This is a genomic window from Pseudomonas sp. Fl5BN2, from assembly GCF_009908205.1.
GTDB lineage: Bacteria > Pseudomonadota > Gammaproteobacteria > Pseudomonadales > Pseudomonadaceae > Aquipseudomonas.
The window spans coordinates 205,687-230,278 of record NZ_JAAARL010000004.1 but is presented as its reverse complement, the minus strand read 5'-3'; the positions used below and the strand labels follow the sequence as shown (position 1 = coordinate 230,278).

The 24,592-nt window shown below is 63.5% G+C and carries 25 protein-coding genes and 1 pseudogene; 7 read left to right on the top strand and 19 right to left on the bottom strand.

Going from position 1 to position 24,592, the window contains the following annotated elements:
- Nucleotide 1: 1 nt before the first annotated feature.
- The 11 genes and pseudogenes from glgA to GV819_RS07330 all read right to left on the bottom strand — a co-directional run bounded on the left by glgA (nucleotide 2) and on the right by GV819_RS07330 (nucleotide 11,127).
- The gene (gene glgA, locus GV819_RS07380) at nucleotides 2–1,570 is read right to left on the bottom strand and encodes a glycogen synthase GlgA (RefSeq protein WP_161755011.1); all 1,569 of its coding nucleotides are present in this window, start codon (nucleotides 1,568–1,570) and stop codon (nucleotides 2–4) included.
- A 495-nt stretch (nucleotides 1,571–2,065) separates the two neighbouring features.
- A complete protein-coding gene (locus GV819_RS07375; RefSeq protein ID WP_161755009.1) occupies nucleotides 2,066–3,019 on the bottom strand; it encodes a D-2-hydroxyacid dehydrogenase family protein in 954 nt (317 codons plus the stop codon).
- 15 nt (nucleotides 3,020–3,034) lie between these two features.
- Nucleotides 3,035–3,347 (bottom strand): annotated as a pseudogene (locus GV819_RS07370) (alpha/beta fold hydrolase); the annotation flags it as partial.
- A 17-nt stretch (nucleotides 3,348–3,364) separates the two neighbouring features.
- Nucleotides 3,365–3,802 carry a YqaA family protein gene (locus GV819_RS07365; RefSeq protein WP_161755007.1) on the bottom strand — a complete coding sequence of 146 codons (438 nt, stop codon included), beginning with the start codon at nucleotides 3,800–3,802 and terminating at the stop codon, nucleotides 3,365–3,367.
- Nucleotides 3,799–4,248, bottom strand: coding sequence for a DUF411 domain-containing protein (locus tag GV819_RS07360; RefSeq protein ID WP_161755004.1), 450 nt, complete (start codon nucleotides 4,246–4,248; stop codon nucleotides 3,799–3,801). Before GV819_RS07360 ends, GV819_RS07365 begins: the two co-directional genes overlap by 4 nt.
- Nucleotides 4,249–4,405: 157 nt before the next feature.
- The gene (gene copD, locus GV819_RS07355) at nucleotides 4,406–5,344 is read right to left on the bottom strand and encodes a copper homeostasis membrane protein CopD (protein WP_161755002.1); all 939 of its coding nucleotides are present in this window, start codon (nucleotides 5,342–5,344) and stop codon (nucleotides 4,406–4,408) included.
- 3 nt (nucleotides 5,345–5,347) lie between these two features.
- Nucleotides 5,348–5,725: a copper homeostasis periplasmic binding protein CopC gene (copC, locus tag GV819_RS07350; RefSeq protein WP_161755000.1), complete on the bottom strand. Its 378-nt coding sequence runs from the start codon at nucleotides 5,723–5,725 to the stop codon at nucleotides 5,348–5,350.
- Nucleotides 5,726–5,796: 71 nt separating this feature from the next.
- Nucleotides 5,797–6,741: a copper resistance protein B gene (locus GV819_RS07345; RefSeq protein ID WP_434738422.1), complete on the bottom strand. Its 945-nt coding sequence runs from the start codon at nucleotides 6,739–6,741 to the stop codon at nucleotides 5,797–5,799.
- Nucleotides 6,731–8,512, bottom strand: a complete 1,782-nt coding sequence (locus tag GV819_RS07340; protein ID WP_161754998.1) for a copper resistance system multicopper oxidase — start codon at nucleotides 8,510–8,512, stop codon at nucleotides 6,731–6,733. Before GV819_RS07340 ends, GV819_RS07345 begins: the two co-directional genes overlap by 11 nt.
- Before the next feature lie 85 nt (nucleotides 8,513–8,597).
- The gene (locus GV819_RS07335) at nucleotides 8,598–9,053 is read right to left on the bottom strand and encodes an SRPBCC family protein (protein ID WP_161754996.1); all 456 of its coding nucleotides are present in this window, start codon (nucleotides 9,051–9,053) and stop codon (nucleotides 8,598–8,600) included.
- Between the two features lie 79 nt (nucleotides 9,054–9,132).
- Complete coding sequence (locus GV819_RS07330; protein WP_161754994.1) at nucleotides 9,133–11,127, bottom strand: methyl-accepting chemotaxis protein; 1,995 nt, start codon at nucleotides 11,125–11,127, stop codon at nucleotides 9,133–9,135.
- 465 nt (nucleotides 11,128–11,592) lie between these two features.
- Between GV819_RS07330 and GV819_RS07325 the strand changes: the two genes are divergently transcribed.
- Nucleotides 11,593–12,126 carry a hypothetical protein gene (locus GV819_RS07325; protein WP_161754992.1) on the top strand — a complete coding sequence of 178 codons (534 nt, stop codon included), beginning with the start codon at nucleotides 11,593–11,595 and terminating at the stop codon, nucleotides 12,124–12,126.
- Nucleotides 12,127–12,175: 49 nt separating this feature from the next.
- Here the strand turns inward: GV819_RS07325 and GV819_RS07320 are convergent, their stop codons facing one another.
- Nucleotides 12,176–13,171, bottom strand: coding sequence for an aldo/keto reductase (locus GV819_RS07320; RefSeq protein WP_161754990.1), 996 nt, complete (start codon nucleotides 13,169–13,171; stop codon nucleotides 12,176–12,178).
- Between the two features lie 120 nt (nucleotides 13,172–13,291).
- Between GV819_RS07320 and GV819_RS07315 the strand changes: the two genes are divergently transcribed.
- The gene (locus GV819_RS07315) at nucleotides 13,292–14,206 is read left to right on the top strand and encodes a LysR family transcriptional regulator (RefSeq protein WP_161754988.1); all 915 of its coding nucleotides are present in this window, start codon (nucleotides 13,292–13,294) and stop codon (nucleotides 14,204–14,206) included.
- 84 nt (nucleotides 14,207–14,290) lie between these two features.
- On the opposite strand, the gene GV819_RS33130 is transcribed toward GV819_RS07315, so the two are convergent.
- Nucleotides 14,291–14,419, bottom strand: coding sequence for a hypothetical protein (locus GV819_RS33130; protein ID WP_256667397.1), 129 nt, complete (start codon nucleotides 14,417–14,419; stop codon nucleotides 14,291–14,293).
- Between the two features lie 171 nt (nucleotides 14,420–14,590).
- Between GV819_RS33130 and GV819_RS07310 the strand changes: the two genes are divergently transcribed.
- The gene (locus GV819_RS07310) at nucleotides 14,591–14,779 is read left to right on the top strand and encodes a hypothetical protein (RefSeq protein WP_161754987.1); all 189 of its coding nucleotides are present in this window, start codon (nucleotides 14,591–14,593) and stop codon (nucleotides 14,777–14,779) included.
- Between the two features lie 17 nt (nucleotides 14,780–14,796).
- On the opposite strand, the gene GV819_RS07305 is transcribed toward GV819_RS07310, so the two are convergent.
- Nucleotides 14,797–15,177, bottom strand: a complete 381-nt coding sequence (locus GV819_RS07305; protein WP_161754985.1) for a fe2+ zn2+ uptake regulation protein — start codon at nucleotides 15,175–15,177, stop codon at nucleotides 14,797–14,799.
- A 296-nt stretch (nucleotides 15,178–15,473) separates the two neighbouring features.
- On the opposite strand from GV819_RS07305, the gene pvdQ reads away from it, so the two are divergent.
- Complete coding sequence (pvdQ, locus tag GV819_RS07300) at nucleotides 15,474–17,810, top strand: bifunctional acylase PvdQ (protein WP_161754983.1); 2,337 nt, start codon at nucleotides 15,474–15,476, stop codon at nucleotides 17,808–17,810.
- A 49-nt stretch (nucleotides 17,811–17,859) separates the two neighbouring features.
- Here the strand turns inward: pvdQ and GV819_RS07295 are convergent, their stop codons facing one another.
- The gene (locus GV819_RS07295; protein ID WP_161754980.1) at nucleotides 17,860–18,864 is read right to left on the bottom strand and encodes a FecR family protein; all 1,005 of its coding nucleotides are present in this window, start codon (nucleotides 18,862–18,864) and stop codon (nucleotides 17,860–17,862) included.
- Between the two features lie 330 nt (nucleotides 18,865–19,194).
- Between GV819_RS07295 and GV819_RS07290 the strand changes: the two genes are divergently transcribed.
- The gene (locus tag GV819_RS07290; RefSeq protein WP_161754978.1) at nucleotides 19,195–20,232 is read left to right on the top strand and encodes an Ldh family oxidoreductase; all 1,038 of its coding nucleotides are present in this window, start codon (nucleotides 19,195–19,197) and stop codon (nucleotides 20,230–20,232) included.
- 64 nt (nucleotides 20,233–20,296) lie between these two features.
- Here the strand turns inward: GV819_RS07290 and GV819_RS07285 are convergent, their stop codons facing one another.
- The gene (locus tag GV819_RS07285; protein ID WP_161754976.1) at nucleotides 20,297–20,617 is read right to left on the bottom strand and encodes a DUF883 family protein; all 321 of its coding nucleotides are present in this window, start codon (nucleotides 20,615–20,617) and stop codon (nucleotides 20,297–20,299) included.
- Between the two features lie 240 nt (nucleotides 20,618–20,857).
- On the opposite strand from GV819_RS07285, the gene GV819_RS07280 reads away from it, so the two are divergent.
- Nucleotides 20,858–21,112, top strand: a complete 255-nt coding sequence (locus tag GV819_RS07280; RefSeq protein WP_161754974.1) for a hypothetical protein — start codon at nucleotides 20,858–20,860, stop codon at nucleotides 21,110–21,112.
- Here the strand turns inward: GV819_RS07280 and GV819_RS07275 are convergent.
- Nucleotides 21,084–22,019, bottom strand: coding sequence for a LysR family transcriptional regulator (locus GV819_RS07275; protein WP_161754972.1), 936 nt, complete (start codon nucleotides 22,017–22,019; stop codon nucleotides 21,084–21,086). The two genes, GV819_RS07280 and GV819_RS07275, sit on opposite strands and share 29 nt — an antisense overlap.
- Before the next feature lie 84 nt (nucleotides 22,020–22,103).
- Between GV819_RS07275 and GV819_RS07270 the strand changes: the two genes are divergently transcribed.
- Nucleotides 22,104–23,024: a carbon-nitrogen hydrolase family protein gene (locus GV819_RS07270; protein ID WP_161754969.1), complete on the top strand. Its 921-nt coding sequence runs from the start codon at nucleotides 22,104–22,106 to the stop codon at nucleotides 23,022–23,024.
- A 13-nt stretch (nucleotides 23,025–23,037) separates the two neighbouring features.
- Here the strand turns inward: GV819_RS07270 and GV819_RS07265 are convergent, their stop codons facing one another.
- Nucleotides 23,038–23,586, bottom strand: a complete 549-nt coding sequence (locus GV819_RS07265; RefSeq protein WP_161754967.1) for a GNAT family N-acetyltransferase — start codon at nucleotides 23,584–23,586, stop codon at nucleotides 23,038–23,040.
- On the bottom strand, nucleotides 23,583–24,497 hold the full coding sequence (locus tag GV819_RS07260) for a LysR substrate-binding domain-containing protein (RefSeq protein WP_161754965.1): 915 nt from the start codon (nucleotides 24,495–24,497) through the stop codon (nucleotides 23,583–23,585). The genes GV819_RS07265 and GV819_RS07260 overlap by 4 nt, the downstream gene beginning before the upstream one ends.
- Between the last annotated feature and the right edge of the window lie 95 nt (nucleotides 24,498–24,592).

The following is a 24,592-nucleotide window of genomic DNA, read 5'->3' as shown; positions in this document are numbered from 1 at the left end:
CTTACTGTCTGGCCGCTTGCCCCAGGGCCTTGGCCACCAGTTGTTCGTAGAGTTCGGCGTAGGGCTCCACTGCCTTGCACCAGTTGAACGGCGCCGCCATGGCCCGGCAGCGCATGGCGTTGAGCAGCGCCGGGTAGGCGAACACCTTGAACGCCCGGGTCAGGGCTTGCTGGTAGCTGGCGACCGTGGATTCGTCGAAGAGAAAACCGGTGACGCCGTTCTCGATGGTGTCTGCCAGGCCGCCGGTATTGCGTGCTACTGGCAGCGAGCCAAAGCGCTGGGCGTACATCTGGCTCAGGCCGCAGGGCTCGTAGCGCGACGGCATGAGCAAGAAGTCGCTGCCGGCAAACATGCGCCGGGCGTCGGTTTCATTGAAGCCGATGTGTACCCCGATGCGCCCGGGGAAGCGCCTCGCCAGGGCGCGCATGGATTGTTCCTCTTCCGGTTCGCCGCGGCCGATGATGGCGATCTGGCCAGCGGATTCGACGATGAACTCGGCCACCGCTTCGGTCAGGTCCAGGCCTTTCTGATAGACCAGCCGCGAGACCACGGCAAACAGCGGGCCGTTGCTGGCATCGAGGCCGAACATTTGCCGCACATGGGTGGCGTTGGCGGCCTTGCCGTCCCAGTCGCCGATGCTGAAGCGGCACACCAGGTGCGGATCGGTGGTGGCGTCCCAGCTCTCGTCGATGCCGTTGGGGATACCGCTGAGCAGGCCCTGCTGGGTCTTGCTGGCGAGAAAGCCGTCCAGCCCACAGCCAAAGGCCGGGGTGGTGATTTCCTGGGCGTAGGTGGCGCTGACCGTGGTGATGTGGCTGGCGTAGGCCATGCCGGCCTTGAGGAACGACAGCTTGCCGTAGAACTCCATGCCTTCCTGCTGCAGGGCATGTTCGGGAATCCCCAGTTCCGGGCACGAGGCCAGGCTGACCACGCCCTGATAAGCCAGGTTATGGATGGTGAACAGGGTCGGAGTGCGCTGCCCACGCCAGTGCATATAGGCCGGAGCCAGGCCAGCGGGCCAGTCATGGGCGTGCACCAGATCGGGGCACCAGTGGATCTGTGCCAGGTTGGCGGCAATATCTGCGGCGGCCAGCCCCAGACGGGCGAAGCGGATGTGGTTGTCCGGCCAGTCGCGACCGTTGTTGGCGCCGTAGGGGGTGCCTTCGCGCTCGTAGAGTTCCGGGCAGATCAGCACATAGATCACCAGGCCGTCGGGCATGTCCATGCGGCCGATCTGGCACGCTGGCAGCGCCGCGTGGCCGCTCAGCTCACCAATGATGTGGATCGGGTTTTCACTGTGCAGCACCTGGGGGTAGCCGGGGATCAGTACCCGTACATCATGCAGGTGGGCCATGGCCCGGGGCAGGGCGGCGGAGACATCGCCGAGGCCGCCGGTCTTCACCAGGTCGGCGATTTCCGAAGTGACGAACAGCACCCGCTTGCGGTTCGGGTTCTGCCGCGCCAGCGGCAGTAGCGTCTTGCCCCCAGGCACCGCAACCGAGTGGGCGGGCCGTTCACCGGCAGGCTGTTGAGGATGCTCTCCCTGAGTGTCCAATACGGCGCTGATCATATGTCTCTCCCGTCTTATTGATCTGTTCTGGTGTCTCAAGCGTTGCCGGCGGCCATTCCTGTGGTCGCGCGCAAACGTGCCACGCATCGATCAGCCTGAGCTGCTCGAGCGCTGAAGCAGAAAGGATGGAGGAGCCTTTGCAAGGAATGCACCAGTGGCAGTGCCCCTACCTTTAACCTGACCTTGGGCCGAAGCGAAAAGTTTCGACTTTTTCAATGACAATGTGACTGCCCGGTCACAGTGCGAAATTCAGTCTAGGACAGAACCTAGAGCGGTGCCGGGCAGTGCAGGCTTTTAGCGGGGAGTGGGGGCAGTCGGGTGGATACATCCCGACGAAAGGTCAACCATGCACCGTCCCGGCGCGCGGCCGTTATGACCCCGGTGCAAAAACGCCGAGCACGTGCGAGGGGCTGGTGCAGCCCTTGCCGGCCTTGCCCAAACAATGGGCAGTGCCGACACCGGGCTACAGCACTTCGTTGCGTGACTGGGGCGCTGTCAGTTGAGCCGGCGGATCGGCTGGCCCGCCTGCCAGGCCTGCAGGTCCTCGATCATCTGGGCGAAAAACTGCTGGTAGTTCTGCCGGCTCACATAGCCGATATGCGGGGTGGCCAGGACATTGGGCAAGCGCCGCAACGGATGCTCTGGCGGCAACGGTTCCTGGGCGAACACATCCAGGGCCGCACCTGCCAGCCGACCCTGTTGCAGGGCCGCGATCAATGCCGCTTCATCAACGATCGGGCCGCGGGCGGTGTTCACCAGCAGCGCTTGGGGCTTCATCCAGCTCAAGGCCTGGGCATCCACCAGGCCGCGACTGCGCTCGCTGAGCACCAGGTGCACGCTGAGCACGTCGGCCTGCTCGAACAGTTCGCGCTTGCCGACATAGATCACCCCGGCCACGGCTGCGCGTTCGGCGGTGAGGTTTTCGCTCCAGGCAATCACCCGCATGCCGAACACCTGGCCGAACTGTGCCACCCGCTGGCCGATGCTGCCCAGGCCGAGAATGCTCAGGGTCTTGCCGTGCAGGTCGCCCCCCAGGCCCTGTTGCCAATGGCCGGCGCGCAGGGCGTTGGCCTCATTGAGCAGGTTGCGGGTCAGGGCCATCAGCAACGCCCAGGTCAGCTCCGGCGCCGCATGCTTGTAGCTGTCGGTGCCGCACACCTGGATGCCCAGGGCCGTGGCTGCCTGCAGGTCGAGGGCGGCGTTGCGCATGCCGCCGGTCAGGAGCAATTTGAGCTGCGTCAGCTCCCGCAGCAGGGCGGCATCGAAGACGCTGCGCTCGCGCATCACGCAGATCACCTGGAAGGGTTGCAAGCGTTGGATCAGCGTCTCCCGGTCGGTCGGGTAGTCATGCAGGAAACTGACCGTGCCGATGCTCTGCAGCACCGACCAGTCCACCACCTCGCGGGCCACGTCCTGCCAATCATCGATTACCGCAATCTGCAGCGTCATGTTCAGGCTCCTGGGTCAGGGTTGCTTCAACCAGCCCGGCAGGGCCTGGTGAACGTGTTCGGGTTGCGCCATCTGCGGTGCGTGAGCCCGCCCCGGGAACTCGATCAGGGTCGAGTGGGCGTACCTGGTTACCCAGCTCCTGGTAGTGACCGATACGCGCCTTGACCGCGGGCGGGGCGATATCAGCACCGATGACGGTGCTGTCGGCTGTACCGATCAGCAGCAGGCTTGGCATCTGCAGGCCCTGGAACTCGTCGTGCACCGACTGGCTGGAGATGATGTTGTAGATCAGTGCCGAGTTCCATGCCACCAGGTGCTTGCCGGTGCCCGCCCGGCAGCAGGATGTCAGCCGATCCAGCCCAGGGTCAGCCACACCAGCACGGCGTAGCGCGCGCCCTTGGCCAGGGTGACGATCAGCAGGAAGCGCTTGAGCGGTTCGCCCATGACCCCAGCTACCAGGGTCAGGGGGTCGCCGATGACCGGCATCCAGCTCAGTAGCAATGACCAGTGGCCAAACCGCTGGTAATGCCCACGGGCCCGTTCCAGGTGGCGGGGGCTGACCGGGAACCAGCGGCGTTCCTTGTAGTGCTCCAGGCGCCGCCCCAGCCACCAGTTGACCAGGGACCCCAGGACATTGCCCAGGGTTGCCACCAGCCACACCCCCAGCACGGCCAACTGGCCATTGAGCAGCAGCCCTACCAGGAGCGCTTCCGATTGCAGGGGCAGCAGGGTGGCGGCGACAAAGGCCGCCAGGAACAGCCCCAGATAGGCGCTTGCGATCAACGCGCCGGGTAGTCCGCAACCAGTACGTCCTGGCCTTCACGGGTCAGGCCGATGATCTGGAAGGCCTCGGCGCCCATGCCGTCCACTTCCATGCCGGGGGAGCCCATGGGCATGCCCGGGGCCGCGATGCCCAGCAGATCGTTGCGCTTGCGCAGGGCCAGTACTTGTTCGGCAGGCACGTGGCCTTCGACAAACTTGCCGTCGATGACCGCGGTGTGACAGGAGCCCAGGCGCGGTGCCACGCCCAGTCGTTGCTTGACTGCGCTCATGTTGCTTTCCACGTGGTCGGTCACGGCAAAGCCGTTGTCCTTGAGGTGTTCGATCCACTTTTTGCAGCAGCCGCAGTTGGCGTCGCGGTGCACGTCGATGGGGATCAGCTCGGCGGCCTGGGCCAGGGATCCGAGCAACAGGACAGAGAGGGCTGCCAAACGTAGTGGGTTTTTCATGAGGGTTCTCGTTATCAGACAGAAAAGGCGTGGACACAGCCAGGGATGATGCGGCGATCAGCGGGGCTGTGGAGACCAGGGGTAGTGCATTTTGCGGCTTTTTCCCGGTCTTGCTTCGGGTGTTTGTTTCAAGGTTATACAAGGAGGCGCCAGAGCTTCACTCTGTCCGGCCGGGCAGTTCCGGGCTCAGGGTGCCGAGCCAGGCCACCAGGCCGAACACCAGCAGGGCCAGCAGCAGCTCCAACTGCAGGCTACGGCGCAAGACGCCCATCGCGGCATCCGGGTCGCCGTCCGCCAATGCCTGTTGCAGGCGCGGGCTCAGGTACTGCCGATTCAGCGCTGCACACAGCAACATTGCGCCAAACAACGTCACCTTCAAGCTCAGCAACTGGCCGTACAGGCTGTAGCGCAGGACTTCCAGGGAGGCACCGACGATCAGCAGGAAATTGATCACGCCGCTCAGGCTCAAGCTGAGTACCAGCACTGCGCCGAGGCGTTCGAAGCTGTTCAGGCTGCGGGCCAGCTGCAGTACCTGCGGTCGCTCGGCGCCGCGACTGCGGCGCAGTTGCAGGACAAACGCCAGCAGTGCCCCGAGCCAGGCTCCGGCAGCCAGCAGGTGCAGGATGTCATTGCCCAGGTGCAGGTAGCGCCGAGGTCCCTGATCCATGGCGCCGTGACCGGCCCAGGCCAGTGTCGACACGGCCAGTGTGGCCGCGAGGGTGATGCACCAGAGGCTGGCCGAAGGGCGCCGTTGGTAGCCTGTGGCGACGCAGCCAGCCAGCGTCAGGGCGACGATGCGCAGCGTCCAGGCCACCCCGGTATCGGTGTCCAGCACCAGGGCTTGCAACTGCGCCAGTGGTAACTGATGCAGTTGTTCGACGCCGCTCATGACTTTGCCCGTTTGCAGCAGCCAGGCCAGGGACAGCAGGCCGCCTAGCCAGGAGGCCGCCAGCAGTAGATCGCGAAACGGCAGCACCCGGCGGTCCTGCCGCTCTTCTTCGTTGAGGCTGTAGAGGCCAAACAGGGCAACGCCAAACAGCACCAGCAGGTCGAGGTACAACGCCAGGCGCAGGCCCAGGTTCAAGAAGTCGTCCATGGCTCACTTGACGCTGAAGGAGAGGGTGCCGGTGATCGGGTGGGTATCGCTGGAAACCGCCCGCCATTCGACACTGTAGCGGCCCGGACTCAACGCCGCGGCAGGGCTGATGAGCATGTTTTGCGGGTTGCTGCCGGGCTGGACCGCAGCCTTCACCAGCAATGGCGCATGGCTCATCCCGGGCATCCCGGTCTGCAGTAGCCGGGCGCCGGAAAACTGCGTGGTCAGGGCCTCCGAGAAGCGCAGTTCGAGGGCCTCGGGGGCTGCCACGACGGCGCCTTCGGCGGGCACCGAAGACAGCAGTTTTGGGTGCGCCTGGGTGGTTGTGGCCACGCTTATGGCGAGGATGATGCCGAGGCCGGATGTTTTGAGGAATGACATGCAAGGCTCCTCACGGCGTGAACCGTGAATGGGTTGAGGGAATGGGTAAGCGCTGGTGGCAGATGACGGGTTCAGAACCACATGCGTACGCCAAGCACCAGCTGTGCTCGACTTTTGCCGGAGCCTTCTTCACGGGCGTATTCGGCGGTCTCGCCGTAGTTGCGGTTCCAGGTCACACCAATATAGGGCGCAAATTCACGGCGGATTTCGTAGCGCAGCCGCAGGCCGAGTTCGCTCTGGGCCAGCCCGGCCCCCACTTCTCGCTGCGGATCGTTACGGCTATAGATGTTGACCTCGGCGCTGGGCTGCAGAATCAGGCGCTGGGTCAGCAGCACGTCGTAGTCGCCCTTGAGCCGCAGGGCCGCCTGGCCGCCTTCACCCAGGTAGGCGGTGACCTGGCTTTCAAAGTTGTACAGGGCCATCCCCTGCAGGCCCAGGGCGGCCCAGGTCTGAGGGGCGCCGGGTTTGAAATCCTGGCGCACACCGCTGACCAGGTCCCACCAGGGGCTGACGGCGTGCCCCCAGAGGGCTTGCAATTCGGCGCTCTCGGTGACGCCGCGGGTGCGCTCGCCTTCGCTGCGCAGCCAGAGCCGGTCGCGATCGCCGCCGATCCAGCCGTTGACCTCCCAGCCCAGGCTGGAGCCCTGATCGGTGTCCTGCCATTCCAACTGGTCCACCAGGAACAACCCGTTCAGCGATTGGCCATGCAGGACGTGGCCGGCGGCACTTTGATAGACCGCTGCGCGATCGGCGTCGGTCAGCGGCGCAATCGGCGTGCGACTGTGCAGAGGGGGGGCGGCCTGCATGCCCGGCATCTGCGAGTGGTCCATGCCCGCCATGTCGTGGTCCGGCATGCCTGGTGGCGTGGGCTGCTGCTCAGGCATGGCGCGGTGATCCATGCCCGGCATGGACTGGCCATGCACCGGCAGTGCCGGCCAGGTCAGCAGGGCCACGCCCAGGCCGAGGCCGATCAGGCCGCCCGCCAGCGGCCGCAGTACGCGAGTATCAGCCGACATGGGGCACCTCCTGTTCTTCGACCCGGACTTCCCGAAACATCCCGGTCTCCATGTGGTACAGCAGGTGACAGTGGTAGGCCCAGCGGCCCAGGGCATCGGCCGTGACCCGGTAGCTGCGGCGGGTGCCCGGCGGCATGTCGATGGTGTGTTTGCGCACCTGGAAGCGGCCGTGCTCGTCCTCCAGGTCGCTCCACATGCCGTGCAGGTGAATGGGGTGGGTCATCATGCTGTCGTTCACCAGTTCAACCCGCACCCGCTCGCCGTATTTCAGGCGCAGCGGCTCGGCATCGGCGAAGGCAATGCCGTCGAAGGACCAGGCGAACTTCTCCATGTGCCCGGTCAGGTGCAGGCGCAGGGTGCGGCTCGGCTCGCGGCCGTCCGGGTCGACGAAAGTGCTTTTCAGGTCGGCGTAGGTCAGTACCCGGCGGCCGTTGTCGCGCAGGCCGATGCCGGGATCGTCGAGCCGGGGCTGGGGGTTCATGGCCTGCATGTCCACCAGTGGGTTGGCGGTTTCCGACGCCGGGTGCGGGACCTGGCTGCTCATGGCGCTGTGGTCCATGCCCGGCATGGCCATCGCGGCCGAGTCCATGCCGGGCATCGCCGAGTGATCCATGGCCCCTGGTGGCGAACCTGGCATCGCGCTCATGCCCATGTCGTCCATGGTCAGTAACGGCCGTGGGTCCAGCGCTGGCACGGGTGCCTTGAGGCCGGCCTGGCTGGTCAGGGTGCCCAGGGCATAACCGCTGCGGTCCATGGCCTGGGCGAACAGGCTATGGGCCCCGGCCCCGGGTTCCACCAGTACGTCGAAGGTTTCCGCCACGGCGATTCGCAGTTCATCCACCAGCACCGGTTCGACATGCTGCCCGTCAGCCGCCACCACAGTCATCTGCAACCCCGGAATGCGCAGGTCGAAGTAGGTCATTGCCGAGGCGTTGATCAGCCGCAGGCGCAGGCGCTCGCCGGGACGGAACAGCCCGCTCCAGTGGGCGTCCGGTGCCTGGCCGTTAAGCAGGTAGGTGTAGGTGGCGCCGCTGACGTCGGCCAGGTCGGTGGGGGTCATGTTCATCTGCGCCCACATCTTGCGTTCGGCCAGGGTGGCGGCCCAGCCGTCGCGGCTGACGTCTTCGATGAAGTCGCCCAGGGTGCGCTTGTGCCGGTTGTAGTAGTCGGACTGCTTCTTCAGGGTGCGCAGGATCTGTCCTGGAGCTTCATCGCTCCAGTCCGACAGCAGCACCACGTAGTCGCGGTCGTAGCTGAAGGGTTCCGGTTCCCGGGCATCGATCACCAGCGCCCCGTAGACCCCCAGTTGCTCCTGCAGCCCGGAATGGCTGTGGTACCAGTAGGTGCCGTGCTGCCGGACTGGGAACGAATAACGGTACAGGCCGCCGGGTTCGATGCCGTCGAAGCTCAGGCCGGGCACGCCGTCCATGTTGGCCGGCAGAATAATCCCGTGCCAGTGGATCGAGGTCGGCTGATCCAGGCGATTGCGCACCCGCAGGGTCACCCGGTCGCCCTCGCGCCAGCGCAGCAGCGGTCCGGGCAGGCTGCCGTTGACGGTCATGGCCTGGCGCGGGTGGCCGCTGAAGTTCACCGGCATCTGCGCGATGGACAGGTCGAAGTCGGTGCCGGCCGCGACCTGGGGCTGGCCCGGACTGCTGATGGCCCAGACCGGGTTGCGCCACAGGCCGAAGCCGGCGAGTACGCCGCCGGCGGCGATGGCCTTGACGAAGGTGCGTCGAGAGGGGCTGTGTCTTGAAGAGGTGGGCGGCATCGAAGGCTTCCAGTCGGTCAGCAGATTCGAGAGGACTCTAATCAGCGCTGGCTGTCAGGAAACTGAGGTGGGCATTACAGATTTGTCAGTCGGCCAGTTGCTCCAGCCGCTGCTTGAGATTGCCCATGGCCTGGGTCGAGACCTGCTCCATGCGCGCCCGCAGGCCGCCCAGTTGCAGGTCGGTGGAATATTCCAGGGTGCGCCGGAACAAGGTGCCGTTGCCCTGTTTGCTCAATTGGTAGTGAATCGAGCCATCCAGGGCGGTCGAGCTGAAGACACTCTTGAATTCCTTGGGGAAAATCGCGATCAGCACCCGGTAGTTCATTGGGATCTGGACCCCCAGCAGGTCCATCACTTCGCTGAAGCGCTGGCCGGCGGGCATGGAACCGCCGAGGGCGGTCTGGGTACTCAGGGAGGAGGGATGCCACTCGCGCCAACGGTCCGGCTGGGTCACGTAGTAATAGACGGTGTCGATGCTGGCCTGGATGTACAGCTCATGGCGGATCTGCTCTTGCAGCAGATGTGACTGGCGCTGACCCATGATGCACCTCACCTCCTTGTGACCGGAGCCTCCAATATAGTCCCGCCGCCTGGGGTCGCCAGCGGCGGGGGATGACCGTTCAGCGGACTTTGAAACGGCCCATCAGGTGGCTGACTTGAGCATTGGCCTGCAACAGGCTCTGGGTATTGCTTTCTCCGACCCGGGCGCTGTCCACCAGTTCCTCGACCATGTGTCGGATGCTTACCATGCTGCGGTTGATTTCCTCGGTGACCGCACTCTGCTGCTCGGCGGCGGTGGCGATCTGGGTGCTGAGGTTGTTGATCTGGCTGACCGAGTCGGCCATCTCGTCCAGGCCGCTGTTGACCCGAGCGGTAGCGTCCGCCGCAGACTGGCAGCTGGCCTGGGTGTTTTCCATGGCGCTGACCGAAGAACCCACGCCCTGGGTCAGGCGGCCGAGCATTTCATTGATCTGCGAGGTGCTGTCCTGGGTTCGCGCGGCCAAGGCGCGGACTTCATCGGCGACCACGGCAAAGCCGCGTCCCTGTTCCCCGGCCCGGGCCGCTTCGATGGCGGCGTTCAGGGCCAGCAGGTTGGTCTGCCCGGCGATGGCGCCGATCACCCCGAGGATCTCGGTAATGCGCTGGGTGTCGGCCTGCATGGCTTCAACCTTGTGGGTGGCGTCGGCCACCTCGTCGATCAGGGCGACGACGCTGCTGGAGGCTTCACCCACCACCACCCGCGAGCGTTCGGCATGCTGGTTGGCGCGCCGTGTGAAGTCTGCGGTCTGCGCGGCATTGGCGGCGACGCTGTCGGCGGTGCTGCTCATTTCGGTGATGGCGGTCACTGCCTGCTCGGTTTCCGAGGCATGGCGCAGGAGGATCTGTTGGCTGTGGGCCGAGCTCTGCTGCAACTGGAGCAGGCTGCCGGCCATGGCTGCGTTGGCTTGGGTAACTTCGCCGATCATGTTCTGCAGGTACTGGATAAAACGGTTGATCGAGTGGCCGATGGCCCCCAACTCATCTTCGGCACGGATCACGATGCGCCGGGTCAAGTCGGCATCACCGGTGGCCAGGGCGTCGATGTTGCCCTTGAGGATCGTCATTCGCTGCACCAGTTGGCGAATCGCATAGACCTGCAGCAGCACCAGCAGGATCACCATGGGGATCTGCAACAGGCTCAGGGTGCTCAGCACATCGTCGCGCTGGGCGGTGATCAACTGGGTCGGCAGGGCGCTGGCGAGGAACCAGGGCGTCCCCTCGATGGCGCGGATGAAAAAGGTGCTGGGCACGCCGGCGTTATCGAACTCGATGCGCTGGGCGCCATTTCCAGGGTGCGCAAGGGCCGCCTGGACCTGGGCGGCGAAGGGCGAGCCTGTGCTCAGTTCGCGAATGTTCTTGAGGACGATCTGGCCGTTGATCCGCGAACTGTTGCTGATGATCTTGCCGTCGGCCTCGACGATCAGTATCTCGGCGCTCAGAGCCTGTTCCTGACGGGTCACCAGATCGTTGAAGAAACCCAAGGTCACGTCAATCGTGGACACGCCCCAGGGCTGGCCGTCGCGGCGGATGGCCATGGCGCAGTTGGTGCGCGGTTCGGCACTGGCGTCGTCCTTGTAGGCCGCGGCCCAGGCGCACTGGCCGGAGGCAGTCTGCATGCCGCCCAGGTACCAGGGCTGCTCGTAGTAGTTGGGCGCCGGATCGCTGTTCCAGAAGGTATTGACCACCAGCTTGCCGGAGGCGTCGCGGTGCCAGAAGGTGCTGTGCTTGTTGCGTCCCGGGGTGCGCTGGCCGGGCAGGGGCCAGATCCCGCCGCCGAAGACTTTCTGTTCGCCGTACTGGTCCACCAGGCCCGGCAGGACCTTGTCGATGCTGTCGCTGTCGAGCAGTGGGATGGTCTGGGTGATGCTGCGCTGCTGGGCCTGGACCTTGTTCAACTCGCCCTGGATGCGTTGCGCCACTTCGGCGATGCGGTTGAGGGCCACCTGTTCTTCGGTATGGCGCAGCTTGGGCGCCACCAACTGACTGATGCCAACCACCGTGAGCACCAGCATCAGCGCAATGAACAGCACCAGGAACAGCGTGTAGCGGGCTTGAATCGTGCGCAAAGCGGGCATGGGACCTGTCCTTACCGAGCGTTTTTATTATTCGCGGAGGGTGAGCCTTTGCAGGGCATCGACAGGATGTCGGCGGTTTTTTTTAGCTCTTTAGTACGATCGTCCAAAAAACTGCCCGTGGGCTTAAAAACCTGAGGCTGGGTTGCGCCGGAGAATTCGACGCATGGCTCGGGCGCTGCGATTTTCGGCGTTGTCCGAGACTGAAAAGATGACGATTGGATGTCGCTGAAAAGACCCGCCGCCCTTTAAATCAAGCCTTTGCCGAGAATGTGTCGAGATTGTACAAAAATTGTAAATTGCGGAAATAAATCGTTGTTGGGGCCTGCTTCGGCGTTGATACTTGCGCCCATTCAGATGTTTCTACACGGCTTTCACCCTGATTCAGATGCCTGGTCAGACCTTTCAAGGTCGTCGTTCGGCCAATCTGTCAGGGGGATCGAAAGGCCGGACTACAGGAGTTTCAGCATGGCAATCGGATACGTCGGCGGCTGGACCAGCAAGGCGGGTCTGTTGGTACAAGAGAACGGTGGCAGTTCGTCCAAGCCGATCTCGCAGAGCGCGAAGGTACGGCAGGTGCTGGGCCAGGTGGGGCAGAACCCGACCGTGCTCGACATCCGCAAGATGGACCAGCTGAAGATGCACAAGCAGATCAAGGGGTTTGATCCGACCCAGGTCACCACCAAATCCCTGGGTGGCATGAGCACCTTTCTCAAGAACAATGGCATGATCACCGACGTCACGGCTCTGACGTTGATCAATGCCGGCGATCAGTTTGACCGCTTCGGTATCCCGAAGAACCCGGAACAGCCGTTCAATGCCCTCGAATACTTCGCCATGAAGATCGATGACCTTCAGCAGCAGAACCTCAAGGGCAACAAGTACGCCAACTACCTGCTCCCCGAGTACAAGAAGGCCATCTATGTGCTTCAGGGCCTGCAGAACTACGGCAAGGGCAACGGCACCACGGTGACCGACAAGAACGTCTCCACCAAAGCCTGATTCGGCAACGGCGCGCTCGATTGCCGAGCGCGCCAGCTCCCCCCACGCCTTAACGATCCAGCAACGCCATCACCTCCTCCGGGTAGCGGCCTCCGGCGGTGTTCTGTGGGCTGAAAATCTGCTCCAGTGACGCCAGCTCTCCGGCGCTCAAGCGAATCTCCAGCGCCGCCACGTTCTCCTCCAGATAGCGCCGTTGCTTGGTTCCGGGAATTGGAATCAGGTAATCGCCCTGGGCCAGCACCCAGGCCAGGGCCAATTGCCCGGCGCTGACTTGCTTGTCCGCGGCCAATTGCTGCACCTGCGCCACCAGCCGCAAATTGCGCTGGAAGTTCTCACCCTGGAAGCGCGGGCTGAAACGCCGGTAGTCGTCAGCCGCGAAGTCGTCCGGGCTTTTCAGTGCTCCGGTCAGAAACCCTCTGCCTAGCGGGCTGTAAGGTACGAAGGCAACCCCCAGACGCTGACAGGCGGCGAGGCAGCCGTTGTCTTCCTGATCCCGGCTCCACAGCGAATACTCACTCTGCAGGGCGCTGATGGGGTGGACCTGGTGCGCCCGCTCCAGAGTTGCCGCCGAGGCTTCACTAAGGCCCAGGTAACGCACCTTGCCGGCCTTGACCAGTTCCGCCATGGCGCCGACGGTTTCTTCGATGGCCACGTGCGGATCGACCCGGTGCAGGTAATACAGGTCCAGGGTCTCCACTCCCAGCCGGCGCAGGCTGCCGTCGATGGAGGCGCGCACGTATTCCGGACGGCCGTTGACGCCGCGGGCCGCCGCGTCGCCCGGATCGCGGACGATCCCGAACTTGCTGGCCAGGAACACCTGCTGGCGTTTACCGCGAATGGCCTGGCCGATCAGTTCTTCGTTGCTGTGGGGGCCGTACATGTCGGCGCTGTCCAGTAGATTGACCCCCAGCTCCAGGGCGCGGTGCAGGGTGGCGATGGCTTCCCTGGAGTCGCTGCCGGTGGTGTAGAAATCGCTCATGCCCATGCAGCCCAGGCCAATGGCGGAAACCTGTGGGCCGTTATGGCCCAGTTGTCGAGTGTGCATCGATGAAGACTCCAATCAGGGAGGAAGAGCATTCATTGTGCTACTCGACAAAAAGCCGATAAACCGGCTAAAAGAGCTATCACTATTATGATTTTCTAAACAATTACGAGCCTTTGATCCATGGACCGTTTCAACGCCATGCGTGTTTTTACCCGGATCGTCGAGCTTGGCGGTTTTGCCCGAGCGGCCGACAGCCTGCAGTTGCCCCGGGCCTCGGTGACCATTCTGATCAAGCAGCTGGAAGCCCACCTCGGGGTGCAGTTGCTGCACCGCACCACCCGCCAGGTCAGCCCGACCCTGGATGGCAGCGCCTATTACCAGCGCTGTGTGCGCTTGCTGGCAGACCTGGAGGAGACCGAAGCAGCGTTCTCGGCGGCCCGGCACAACCCGCGGGGCCTCTTGCGCATCGACATGCCGGTGGGGATCGGCCGGTTGATCGTGATGCCAGCGTTGCCGGAGTTTTCTGCGCGCTATCCGCTGATCGAGCTGGAGATCGGCCTCAATGATCGTCCTGTGGACTTGATCCGTGAAGGCGTCGATTGCGTGTTGCGCGGTGGTCTGGCCCTGGATGACAGCTTGGTCGCGCGGCCGCTGGCACAGTTGCAGCAGGTGACGTGTGCCAGTCCCGAGTACCTGCGTCAGCGGGGTATTCCGCAGTCCCCGGAGGACCTGGAGGGGCATCAGGTGGTGGAGTACTTTTCCAGCGTCAGCGGCAAGCGTTATGGCCTGGAGTTTTTCTTCGGCGAGCAACTGCGCCAGGTCGAGTTGCCCAAGCAGGTGGCGGTCAACAGCGCCGATGCTTACCTGGCGGCCGCCGAGGCTGGCTACGGCTTGGTGCAGACGCCGTATTACAACGTCGCCCGGCAGTTGCGCAACGCTACCTTGCAGGAAGTGCTGGCGGGCTTTGCGCCACCGGCGATGCCCTTGACTGCGCTCTATCCGCCGCAACGCCATCTGTCCACCCGGGTGCGGGTGTTGGTTGACTGGCTGGTGGAGTTGTTCGCCCGTTCTGGCGCGCACATTTCCCGGGCCTGAGTGCCTGCCTGGCCCATAGCAAAACGCCCGCAAGATGCGGGCGTGGGTTGGACGGGAAAGAGGGTTCAGGCGCTGGCCGATGACTCAGCGGTGGTAGTAGCCCGGGCCGCCATCGTAGTAGCGGTGATGCCAGCCATCATGGGGCATGATGATGCAGCCCGACAGGGTCAGCATGGCCAGCAGGGGAATCAGCAGTGTGATTCGACGGAACATTGATCAATCCTCAAGGGCTCGGGGAACACGACAGGGCGACAGGCAAGAAAAAACTCCTTGGCGCCTGTACCATGTGACCCCGATTTGTGTCGCCCATCCCCGAATCCGGGTATGTGCTTGGCATCGCCCTTGATACACAGCAGATACAATTTCAGCTTCAGGATCCCCGCAATGACTCAGTCACAACGCTTGAAATACTCGATTCTGATTTCCCTGGTGGTACTGGGAATCATGCTTGGCCTTTCCTACCTGCAAAACAACGGTGTCATCAGCGAAAAGATGTTCCAGTACATCGCCATTGGTGTGGCGGTGGTCGTGGTAGTGATCAATGGCGTGATGCGCCGCAAGGTCAAGCCTTGAGCCAGGGGCGGGCCGCCTCAGGCATGGCCATCTAGCACCGCTGCGGCCTGCTGGTGCAGGCTGTAGCTCTTGTCCGCATTGAGGGTGATCACGCCCTCGCTGCACAGCCGCTTCAAGACTTCCCGGACACTCAGAAACGACAGTGGAATGTCCAATTCCAGCAGTTGGCTGTGGATGCCGCGCACTCCCAGGGAGCGCTCGCTCTGGTTGGCGACGAGCAGGGCATCGATGACTTTCAGGCGTATCAGGCTGGTGCGCAGGCCGAAGCTTTTCAGCAGGTGCTTGATCCGTTCGTTACTGTTGCGCTCGGCGTTCTTGCCGAAGACACCGGCGCCGGCATTCAGGGAAGGCGTGTTGTTCACGGTGATGCCGTCCATTGGCAGTTGCGGGTTGTACATGCAAAAACTCCTTATCAGAGCCTGATCAGGAAAAGAATGATGGATGCTCTAGTCATTAGACGAACGAGCACGGCAAATCATGAGGCTGCAGATGTAGAAAATTTGTCAGTATCAAGTCGCTGACATGTCATGACGGTGACTTGGGGGACCACGGCTTAAATTTTTTCCATCGACTTCGTCTTTATGGGCAGGCAGGCGCCGGTTGATCCGTGCGCGGCTGGATTTCCAGACTGGCGGCATTGCCCACCGCTCCTGCACACCAGTCCTGGTTCTGTATTTCTGCATCAGGAGTCGGCGTGATCATTTCCAGGCAGTTACCGCATTTTTGCCTTGCAACCCTGTTTCTCAGCCTCAGCTGTGGCGCTCATGCGCTGGCGCAGCCAGAGGAAATTCGTGCCGAGATTCGTCGCACCAGCTTTGGTGTGCCGCATATCCGCGCCGCCGACGAGCGCGGCCTGGGGTATGGCATTGGTTACGCCTATGCGCAGGACAACCTGTGCTTGATGGCCAACGAAGTGCTGACGGTGAATGCCCAGCGTTCGAAGTACTTCGGTGCCGAAGGGCAAACCCTGGAAGAGCGGGACAACCTCAGTAGCGACCTGTTCTTCAGCTGGCTGAACACCTCAGAGGCGGTGACCGCGTTCTGGCAGGCACAGACCCCGGCGGTGCGCGAGCGCATGCAGGGTTATGTCGAGGGTTACAACCGTCAATTGGCGGAACGCCAGAGCCAGGGCTTGCCCGAACAATGCCAGGGTGACTGGGTGCGGCCGCTGGCGACCTCGGACCTGGTGAAACTGACCCGCAGATTGCTGGTGGAAGGCGGTGCCGGGCAGTTCGCTGAAGCCTTGGCCGGGGCCACGCCGCCGAGCTCCACGGTACAGGCGGCGTTGACCGGCAAGGACTGGCAGTTGGCGGCCAACCGGTCGCAGCGCTTCGCGCTGGACCGTGGCAGCAACGCCGTGGCCATCGGCAGCGAGCGTTCGTTCAACGGTCGCGGGATGCTGTTGGCCAATCCACACTTTCCCTGGGTGGGGGGCATGCGTTTCTATCAGATGCACCTGACCATTCCAGGGCAGCTGGATGTGATGGGGGCAGCCTTGCCCGGCCTGCCGCTGATCAATATCGGTTTCAACCAGCACCTGGCCTGGACCCACACCGTGGACACCTCCAAGCACTTCACCCTGTACCGCTTGCAACTGGACCCCAAGGACCCGACCCGCTATCTGCTGGACGGCCGCTCGCAGCCTCTGGAACGTCAGGTCGTGACGTTGCAGAGCAAGGGACCTGATGGCCAATTGCAGAGCCAGTCGCGAACCCTCTACAGCTCAGTCTTCGGGCCCATCGTGCAGTGGCCGGGGAAACTGGATTGGGACCACAAATATGCCTACAGCCTGCGTGATGCCAACCTCGACAACACCCGGGTGCTGGCCCAGTGGTATGCCATGAACCAGGCTGGCAGCGTCGCCGGCCTGCAAGACAGCGTGCACCAGCTGCAGGGTATTCCCTGGGTCAATACCCTGGCAGTGGACGACCAGGGGCGAACTGTCTACATGAACCAGTCGGTGGTGCCCAATGTCACCCAGGCCAAGCTGGCGCTGTGCAGCGATCCGCGCGTGGGCACTCAGGTCATTGTGCTTGATGGCTCCCGCAGCGCCTGCGCCTGGGATCTCGACCCGGCGGCGGCCCAGCCAGGAATCTTTGCCGCCAGCCAACTGCCGCAACTGGCCCGCAACGACTACCTGCAGCATTCCAACGACTCGGCCTGGATGGTCAACCCGGCGGCGCCGCTGCAAGGTTTCTCACCGGTGATCAGCCAGCAGGATGTGCCGCTGAAGATGCGTGCGCGTTTTGCCCTGGATCGCCTGAGCCGGATGCACAAGGCGCAGGTCAGCGACTTGCAGCACATGGTCAGCGATCAACAGGTGTACCTGGCCGGCCAGGTGATGCCGGACCTGCTGCAGTTCTGTGAGCAGGACCTGGGCCAGGATGCCCAGCGGCTGCAGTCGCTGTGCACCAGCCTGAAGTCCTGGGGCCGCAGCGCCGGCTTGCAAGCGGGCCTGGGTTTCGTGCATTTCCAGGGCATCATGCAGCCGCTGTTGCAGAATCCGGATGTTTGGCGAGTAGCCTTTGATCCCAAGGACCCGCAGCACACGCCACGTGGCTTGGCCATCGGTCGTGCGCCGGTGGCCCAGGCCCTGCGTGAGGCGATGCTGGCCTCGGCGCAACAAGTGGCGGCGGCTGGTCTTGGCGCTGATGTGCGCTGGGGCGATATCCAGCAGGTGAGCCAGGGTGGTCAGCCGACCCCGGTGCCGGGAGGCCCTGAAAACCTCGGGGTGTACAACGCTATCCAGAGCGTGCCCGGTGCTGACGGCAAGCGCGAGGTGGTGAGCGGCACCAGCTACTTGAATGTGGTCAGTTTTGATGAGCAAGGCCCGCAGGCACAGGGGCTGCTGGCGTTTTCCCTGTCCAGCGACCCGGCGTCAGCGCATTTTCGCGATCAGACCGAGGCCTTCGCCAGGAATCAGTGGCGCATGCTGCCGTTCACCGAGGCGCAGATCCGCGCCGACGGCCAGTATCAGTCACAGTTGATCCACGAGCCGCGCAAGGCGCCGGTGCCCTTGGCGCTGAAGTGATGAACGAAGGCTGAGACAACCGAAGGCCGCCCCCGCAATGGGGCGGCCTTCAGCTTTTTGGCGGGGACTGTGGCAGTGAGTTGATCACCGGGTTGCCGTCGCGATTACGGGTCAGGTACACCGGCAGGACCTTGGGCAGCGAGGTCAGCAGGCTCTTGATCTCCCGGGTGTCGTAGATGCCGCCGACGCGGATCTTGCCGGTGTTGCTGTCGGCGACCTGCACCGGTGTCTCCAGGTAGCGGTTGATCAGCGGCAAGGCCTCGCTGAGGGGCAGGTTGTCCAGTACCAGCTTGCCGTCACGCCAGGCCAGCGAGCTGTCGTTGCTGTAGGTCTGGCTGATTTGTGGCTCGAAGTCGCCGGCCTTGTAGCGAGCCTGCATGCCGGGCTCCAGGCGAAAGCCCGCACCGGGCAGGGCGCTGTTGCTGCTCACCAGCACCGAGCCCTGGAGCAGGGTGACCCGCACCTGGTCCTCGTACATCCAGACGTTGAACCGGGTGCCGGTCACCTTGACCTGGCCGCTGGCGGCCTTGACCACGAACGGGTGCGTGAGGTCGTGGCTGACCTTGAAGAAGGCTTCGCCTTTCCTCAGGGTGACCCGGCGCTGGTCCTTGTAGTTGCTGTAGGTCAGGGCGCTGCCCAAGTTCAGCTCCACCTGGCTGCCGTCGGCCAGGGTCACGCTGCGCATGCTGTCATCTGCTTCGAAGCGCTCATAGGACGACGGTAGCCAGCCCAGTTCCCAGCCGCTGTAGGCCGCCAGGGGCAGGGTGCATAGGGCGATCGCCGCAGCCACTCCGTAGTGTTGCCAGGAGCGCCGAGGGGCCGGCTTGATCACGGGGGTGTCGGTCAGTGTGGAAGGGGGCAGTTGATCGGCCACTTCCCATATTTCACGCATCGCTTCGTATTCGAAGGCGTGCAGGGGGTCGGCATCATGCCATTGCTGAAAGGCCAGACGTTCTGCATCGCTGCAGTCGGGTTCATGCAAGCGCATGCACCATTGCGCCGCAGCTTGGGTGATGGCGTCGTATTCGGCTTCTGAGAGGATCTGTTCGCTCATTGACTCTTCCTGATTTCCGACATTCTACCCTCCGCGGCAAGCCTTGTAGAACAGCCGTCATGGCTAATGCGCATCAAAGTGAACTTATTTTCATCTGTGGGCCGCTAAAAACACGTTGTGTATCGAAAGTGTCTACAAATGGAGGGGGGAATGCGGCGCAATACCCTTCCAGGCCACCAGATATGCCCCTATAAAATCCCCCGCCAAAAACATAAATCTGGCCCCATTTCTGCAAGCCCCAGCAGATGGTTGACACGCCCTGATCCCGCCGTTGTTTAATCCCCCAGTCACACGCTGTCGCCCCCTCCAATAATTACACTGGAGCTTCAGATGTCTGCATCATCCCCGGTTATCGAAACTCCCACCGAATACCTCTCGCTGGCAGCACTCGTACAGTTGCTGGAAACCATCTTCCAACGCCATGGTTGCAGCGCCGAAGTGGCCCGCTGCCTGGCCGAGAACTGCGCAAGTGCCGAGCGCGACGGCGCCCACAGTCATGGCGTGTTCCGCATCCCCGGTTATGTCTCGACCCTCGCCAGTGGCTGGGTCAACGGCCAGGCGCTGCCGGTGATAGAGGACGTCGCCCCGGCTTTCGTGCGTGTCGACGCGGCCAATGGCTTCGCCCAGCCGGCCCTGGCCGCCGCCCGCAAACTGCTGGTCAGCAAGGCGCGCAACGCCGGTATCGCGGTGCTGGCGATCCGCAACTCGCACCACTTCGCCGCACTCTGGCCAGACGTCGAGCCTTTTGCCGAAGAGGGGCTGGTAGCCCTGAGCGTGGTCAACAGCATGACCTGCGTGGTGCCCCACGGCGCCGATCGGCCACTGTTTGGCACCAACCCGATTGCCTTTGCCGCGCCCCAGGCCCACGGCCAGCCGATTGTCTTCGACCTGGCCACCAGCGCCATCGCCCACGGCGATGTGCAGATCGCCGCGCAAAAGGGTGAACGCCTGCCCCTGGGCATTGGCGTCGACAGCCTGGGGCAGCCGACCCAGGACCCCAAGGCGATCCTCGAGGGCGGTGCCTTGTTACCGTTTGGCGGTCATAAAGGTTCGGCGCTTTCGATGATGGTCGAGTTGCTCGCCGCCGCGCTGACCGGAGGCAATTTCTCGTTCGAGTTCGACTGGTCCAACCATCCTGGGGCCAAGACGCCGTGGACCGGGCAGTTGCTGATTGTCATCGATCCGAGCAAGGCCGCCGGGCAGAGCTTTGCCGAACGCAGCCAGGAGTTGGTGCGGCAGATGCACGCCGTGGGACTCAAGCGCTTGCCGGGGGATCGCCGCCATCAGCAGCGTGAGCGCTCGCAGCAGCGCGGGATCGCCATTGCCCTTGAGCAGTTGCAGCAGTTGCAGGCGTTGGCGCAGGAGTGAAATGCCAGGCACAAAAAAGGCCAGGCGGCCGCTGGCGCGCCTGGCCTTGCAGGGGCTGCTCAGGTTACGAGCGACGGCCCAACAACAGGCCCACCACCAGGCCGAAGCCGGCGGAGATGGCCACGGTCTGCCACGGGTGACCACCAATGTATTGTTCGGTGGCATCCATCACCGGCTTGCTGCGTTCACGCACATTGTTCACTGAGTCCAGTGCCTGCTTGAGCTTGAGGCTTACTTGCTGGCGCAGGCTTTCACCTTCTTCGCCAATCAGGTTTACGCTGTTCTTCAGCAGTTTTTCCGATTCTTCAATCAGCGCCTGCAACTCGCTGAATGCCTGGTCCTTGATTTGATCGTTTTCCGCTTGCGCGGCAGATTTACGAGCCATGAAGTTTTTCCTTGAAAGTGTGCCTTTGCTGCAGTGTGCAATCAGAGCCGTTGTAGAGCGCCTCCCTTGCGAGTCGAGCGCAGCCTGCAGCAGCGGTTACAGGTGATGGGGTGACCAGCAATGGAGTCTGGCGCGAGGACAAAAGTTGCAGCTATTTTGCGTCTTGCTCGTCACCCTGGGGTAAACCCGTCAGCCCCTACAGTGTAAGATGTCGGCTATTTTACGCAGCAGGAATTTCCCATGAGTTTCAATCTGGCTGACAAGCCACTGGCCGAGCGTGCCGCCCTCGAGGATGAGAAGTCCCGCCTGTTCGACCTGTGGCAGAGCAACCTGGGCAAGGCCAAGGGCGAGGCCGCGCGACTGTTCGGCGAGCGCGGCAAGCGCAAGGGCAAGTGGGCCGAGTGGGTCCGCGCGGAACTCGACGGCATGTCGCCGCCGGAGTTTTCCAACATGGTGCGCAGTGAAGTCAATCGGCTGATGGCGGCGAACAAGTAAGCGCAAAACTCTCGACAATCGCGTCGCGCACTTTCACCAGCAGTGGGTCGATCTGCGGGCTGGTGCGCCAGCCCAGTTCAATCGGATAACGCGGCAGCGCCAGCGGGCAGGGCAGCAGTTGCAGGCCGGTGAACTCGGCGATGCGCCGAGCGGCATGGGCCGGAATGGTCGCCACCGCCTGGCTGCCCTTGAGCAGAAAGGGCAGTGCGGCAAAGTGCGTGGTCGAGGCGCAGACCTGGCGACTGAGCCCCAGGTTCGCCAGCCCTTCATCGGTGATTCCGATAAACCCTTGTGATGACACCAGCAGGTGTTCGCGTTCGACAAACTCGTCGAGGCTGATTTGTTGCTGTCCGGGGGCCAGGCTCGCCGGGTCTGCCAGGCACAGGTAGTCACCTTCCCCCAGCACCTGGCGGCTGAGCATGCGCTCGGCAAACCCACCGGCGCTGATGGCCAGGTCGACGCTGCGTTGCAACAACGCCTCGGCGACGATCTGGCTGTGGGTCTGGCGGAAGATCAGCCGCAGTTTGGGTGCCCGCCGGGCTACCGCCTCGATCAGGCGCCGGCCGTAGGCGATCTCGAAATCATCCGACAGTCCGACCGTCACCGAGCGGCCCTGATAGTCGGCGCTGTCCGGGGCGACCATGGCCAGGCTCTGGCGGCATTTGTTCAGGGCGTCGCTGACCACCGGCTTCAATTGATTGGCCTTCAGGGTCGGCGCCAGGCCGCGCCCCGTACGCACGAATAACTGATCGTCATACAGAGCCCGCAGGCGGCGCAACGCGGCACTCATGGCTGATTGGGTGACGCCCAGACGCAAGGCGGCACGGCTGGCGCTGGACTCGTCATGCAGGGCTTCGAAGGCCTTGAGCAGGTTGAGATCGACGCTGGCGATATTCATCTGGTTCATATCATTAAGCACTGTATTGGGGTTTATCGATGATTAGCGGCCACCGCAGAATGTGCAATACCTGATCGTTCGAGGAGTTACGCCATGCCCAAGTCCATCGTCGCTGCCCTGCAAATCGGCTCCTTGCCTGAGGGCAAGGGCGCCACCCTGGAGCAGATCCTGTCCTACGAGGGCGCCATCATCGACGCTGGCGCGCAGCTGGTGGTGATGCCCGAAGCGCTGCTGGGTGGCTATCCCAAGGGTGAAGGTTTCGGCACTCAGTTGGGTTATCGGCTGCCGGAAGGCCGCGAGGCCTTTGCCCGTTACTTTGCCAACGCCATCGACGTGCCTGGTGTGGAAACCGAGGCCCTGGCCGGTCTCTCGGCCCGCACCGGGGCCAACCTGGTGGTGGGGGTGATCGAGCGCAGCGCCAGTACCCTGTACTGCACGGCGCTGTATTTCGACCCGCAGTCGGGGCTGCAGGGCAAGCACCGCAAGTTGATGCCCACCGGCACCGAGCGGTTGATCTGGGGCCAGGGCGACGGCTCGACCTTGTCGGTGCAGGACACCCAGGTCGGCCGGGTCGGCGCGGTGATCTGCTGGGAAAACATGATGCCGCTGCTGCGCACGGCGATGTACGCCCAGGGCATCGAGGTCTGGTGCGCGCCGACGGTGGACGAGCGCGAGATGTGGCAGGCGAGCATGCGTCATATTGCCCATGAGGGCCGTTGTTTTGTGGTCAGCGCCTGCCAGGTGCAGGCTTCACCCCGGGACCTGGGGCTGGAGATTGCCCACTGGCCAGCAGAGCGGCCGTTGATCGCCGGTGGCAGCGTGATCATCGGGCCCATGGGCGAGGTGCTGGCCGGGCCCTTGGTGGGCCACGCCGGGTTGCTCAGTGCCGAGATCGACACCGACGATCTGGTGCGGGCTCGCTATGACTATGACGTGGTCGGTCACTATGCACGCCCGGATGTGTTTGAACTGAGCGTGGACCTGCAACCTCGTCCGGGCGTGCGTTTTACCTGAGCGGCGCCGCAGCTCAACGCCGGCGGCGCCATTCCTCGCGGGTGATCTCCCAGATATCCAGGGGGAAGCGCCCGCCGACGAACTCGCCGCTTTCGCTGCGGACCAGGCGCATCCCGCCACGCTCCGAAATCTTCCGCGAGGCCTGGTTCGGCGCGGCCTTGGGCACCCGCATCAGCGGTTGTTCCAGCACCTCGAACCAATACTCGTCCACCACCTGGCAGGCCTCGCTCATGTAGCCCTGGCCCTGCCACTGCGGGGCCAGCCAGAAACCGCGGTTATCGTCGGTTGCCAGCATCAGGCTGATGCTGCCGATCATCTGTTCCGGGGCGCTGCGCAAGCGGATCGTCCAGTGCCATTCCTCGCCCCGGGCCGTGGCCGGCAAGGCCAGGTCCCGCAAGTAGCACAGGGCGCCATCGGCCGGGTAGGGCCAGGGCACCAGCGCATTCAGGTAGCGTACCACCTGCCACTGCGGGAACAGCTGTTGTATGGCCTCGGCATCCGCCAGTTCCAGGGGGCGCAGGAGCAAACGCTCGGTGTGCAGGAGTGGGACCTTGTCGATCATGTCTGGGGTTCCTTGTAGGGCTTGCCGAGGACCAGCCGCTGGCTGAGAAAATCGACGAAGACCCGCAGTTTTGGCAGCAGGTGGCGACTGCTGGGCCAGAGAATGGAGAACTTGCCGCGTTCGCTCTGGTAGTCATCCAGTACCGAGACCAGGGAGCCTTCGGCCAAGGCGTTACACACCACGAATTCCGGCACGTAGGCAATGCCCAGGCCCTGGCTGGCGGCATGGATCAGCGATTCCAGGTTGTTGCTGGTCAGGGCGCTCCCCAACACCAGGGGCGGCGCCGCGTCCGGCAATTGCAGGCGCCATTGCTGCAGCTGGGTACCGCCGGGGAATTTGTAGCGCAGGCAGGCGTGCTGTTCCAGGTCCCTCGGGGTGTGTGGTGTGCCTCGCTGGGCGAAATAACCGGGGGCGCCGATCAGCACGAAGCCAAAGGGCCCCAGGCTACGGGACTTGAGTTGCGAGTCCGCCAGTTCGCCGCTGCGAATCACCGCGTCGACGCCCTCGGCGATCACGTCGATCAGCCGGTCGTTGAAGTCCAGGTCCAGCTCGATGTCCGGATAGCGCGCGGAGAACTCCGGAAGAATCGGCAGCAGCATGCGGTAGCCGATGGCCGGCAGGCTGACCCGCAAGCGGCCACGTGGCGTGTCGCTGATCCGCGCCAATTCGGCTTCTGCCTCTTGTACCTCGTCGACGATGCGCTGGCCGCGCTCGTAGAACAGCGCACCCTCATCGGTCAGGCTGATGCGCCGGGTACTGCGGTTCAGCAGGCGCACGCCGAGCCGTTGCTCAAGGCGTGCCAGGGCCTTGCCAACGGCCGAGGCGGACAGCCCCAGGCGCTCGCCGGCCCCTAACAGGCTGCCGCTCTGGACCACGCTGACAAACACTTGCAAGCCGCTAAGGTTGTCCATCGCTCACCTCGACTAAAGCGTTTTTGTCCGTAAAGACCGGAAGAATGCCCTGTTTTTTGCCTATTGCGGCATACCTACCATGGATTTTTCTTCAA

What these genes read in the sequence shown, in the direction of transcription:
- glgA (WP_161755011.1), bottom strand. Translation starts at nt 1,570, where the DNA reads ATGATCAGCGCCGTATTGGACACTCAGGGAGAGCATCCTCAACAGCCT.
- GV819_RS07375 (WP_161755009.1), bottom strand. Translation starts at nt 3,019, where the DNA reads ATGACGCTGCAGATTGCGGTAATCGATGATTGGCAGGACGTGGCCCGC.
- GV819_RS07360 (WP_161755004.1), bottom strand. Translation starts at nt 4,248, where the DNA reads ATGAAAAACCCACTACGTTTGGCAGCCCTCTCTGTCCTGTTGCTCGGA.
- copD (WP_161755002.1), bottom strand. Translation starts at nt 5,344, where the DNA reads ATGGACGACTTCTTGAACCTGGGCCTGCGCCTGGCGTTGTACCTCGAC.
- copC (WP_161755000.1), bottom strand. Translation starts at nt 5,725, where the DNA reads ATGTCATTCCTCAAAACATCCGGCCTCGGCATCATCCTCGCCATAAGC.
- GV819_RS07345 (WP_434738422.1), bottom strand. Translation starts at nt 6,741, where the DNA reads ATGTCGGCTGATACTCGCGTACTGCGGCCGCTGGCGGGCGGCCTGATC.
- GV819_RS07340 (WP_161754998.1), bottom strand. Translation starts at nt 8,512, where the DNA reads ATGCCGCCCACCTCTTCAAGACACAGCCCCTCTCGACGCACCTTCGTC.
- GV819_RS07335 (WP_161754996.1), bottom strand. Translation starts at nt 9,053, where the DNA reads ATGGGTCAGCGCCAGTCACATCTGCTGCAAGAGCAGATCCGCCATGAG.
- GV819_RS07330 (WP_161754994.1), bottom strand. Translation starts at nt 11,127, where the DNA reads ATGCCCGCTTTGCGCACGATTCAAGCCCGCTACACGCTGTTCCTGGTG.
- GV819_RS07325 (WP_161754992.1), top strand. Translation starts at nt 11,593, where the DNA reads ATGGCAATCGGATACGTCGGCGGCTGGACCAGCAAGGCGGGTCTGTTG.
- GV819_RS07320 (WP_161754990.1), bottom strand. Translation starts at nt 13,171, where the DNA reads ATGCACACTCGACAACTGGGCCATAACGGCCCACAGGTTTCCGCCATT.
- GV819_RS07315 (WP_161754988.1), top strand. Translation starts at nt 13,292, where the DNA reads ATGGACCGTTTCAACGCCATGCGTGTTTTTACCCGGATCGTCGAGCTT.
- GV819_RS33130 (WP_256667397.1), bottom strand. Translation starts at nt 14,419, where the DNA reads ATGTTCCGTCGAATCACACTGCTGATTCCCCTGCTGGCCATGCTGACC.
- GV819_RS07310 (WP_161754987.1), top strand. Translation starts at nt 14,591, where the DNA reads ATGACTCAGTCACAACGCTTGAAATACTCGATTCTGATTTCCCTGGTG.
- GV819_RS07305 (WP_161754985.1), bottom strand. Translation starts at nt 15,177, where the DNA reads ATGTACAACCCGCAACTGCCAATGGACGGCATCACCGTGAACAACACG.
- GV819_RS07295 (WP_161754980.1), bottom strand. Translation starts at nt 18,864, where the DNA reads ATGAGCGAACAGATCCTCTCAGAAGCCGAATACGACGCCATCACCCAA.
- GV819_RS07290 (WP_161754978.1), top strand. Translation starts at nt 19,195, where the DNA reads ATGTCTGCATCATCCCCGGTTATCGAAACTCCCACCGAATACCTCTCG.
- GV819_RS07285 (WP_161754976.1), bottom strand. Translation starts at nt 20,617, where the DNA reads ATGGCTCGTAAATCTGCCGCGCAAGCGGAAAACGATCAAATCAAGGAC.
- GV819_RS07280 (WP_161754974.1), top strand. Translation starts at nt 20,858, where the DNA reads ATGAGTTTCAATCTGGCTGACAAGCCACTGGCCGAGCGTGCCGCCCTC.
- GV819_RS07275 (WP_161754972.1), bottom strand. Translation starts at nt 22,019, where the DNA reads ATGAACCAGATGAATATCGCCAGCGTCGATCTCAACCTGCTCAAGGCC.
- GV819_RS07270 (WP_161754969.1), top strand. Translation starts at nt 22,104, where the DNA reads ATGCCCAAGTCCATCGTCGCTGCCCTGCAAATCGGCTCCTTGCCTGAG.
- GV819_RS07265 (WP_161754967.1), bottom strand. Translation starts at nt 23,586, where the DNA reads ATGATCGACAAGGTCCCACTCCTGCACACCGAGCGTTTGCTCCTGCGC.
- GV819_RS07260 (WP_161754965.1), bottom strand. Translation starts at nt 24,497, where the DNA reads ATGGACAACCTTAGCGGCTTGCAAGTGTTTGTCAGCGTGGTCCAGAGC.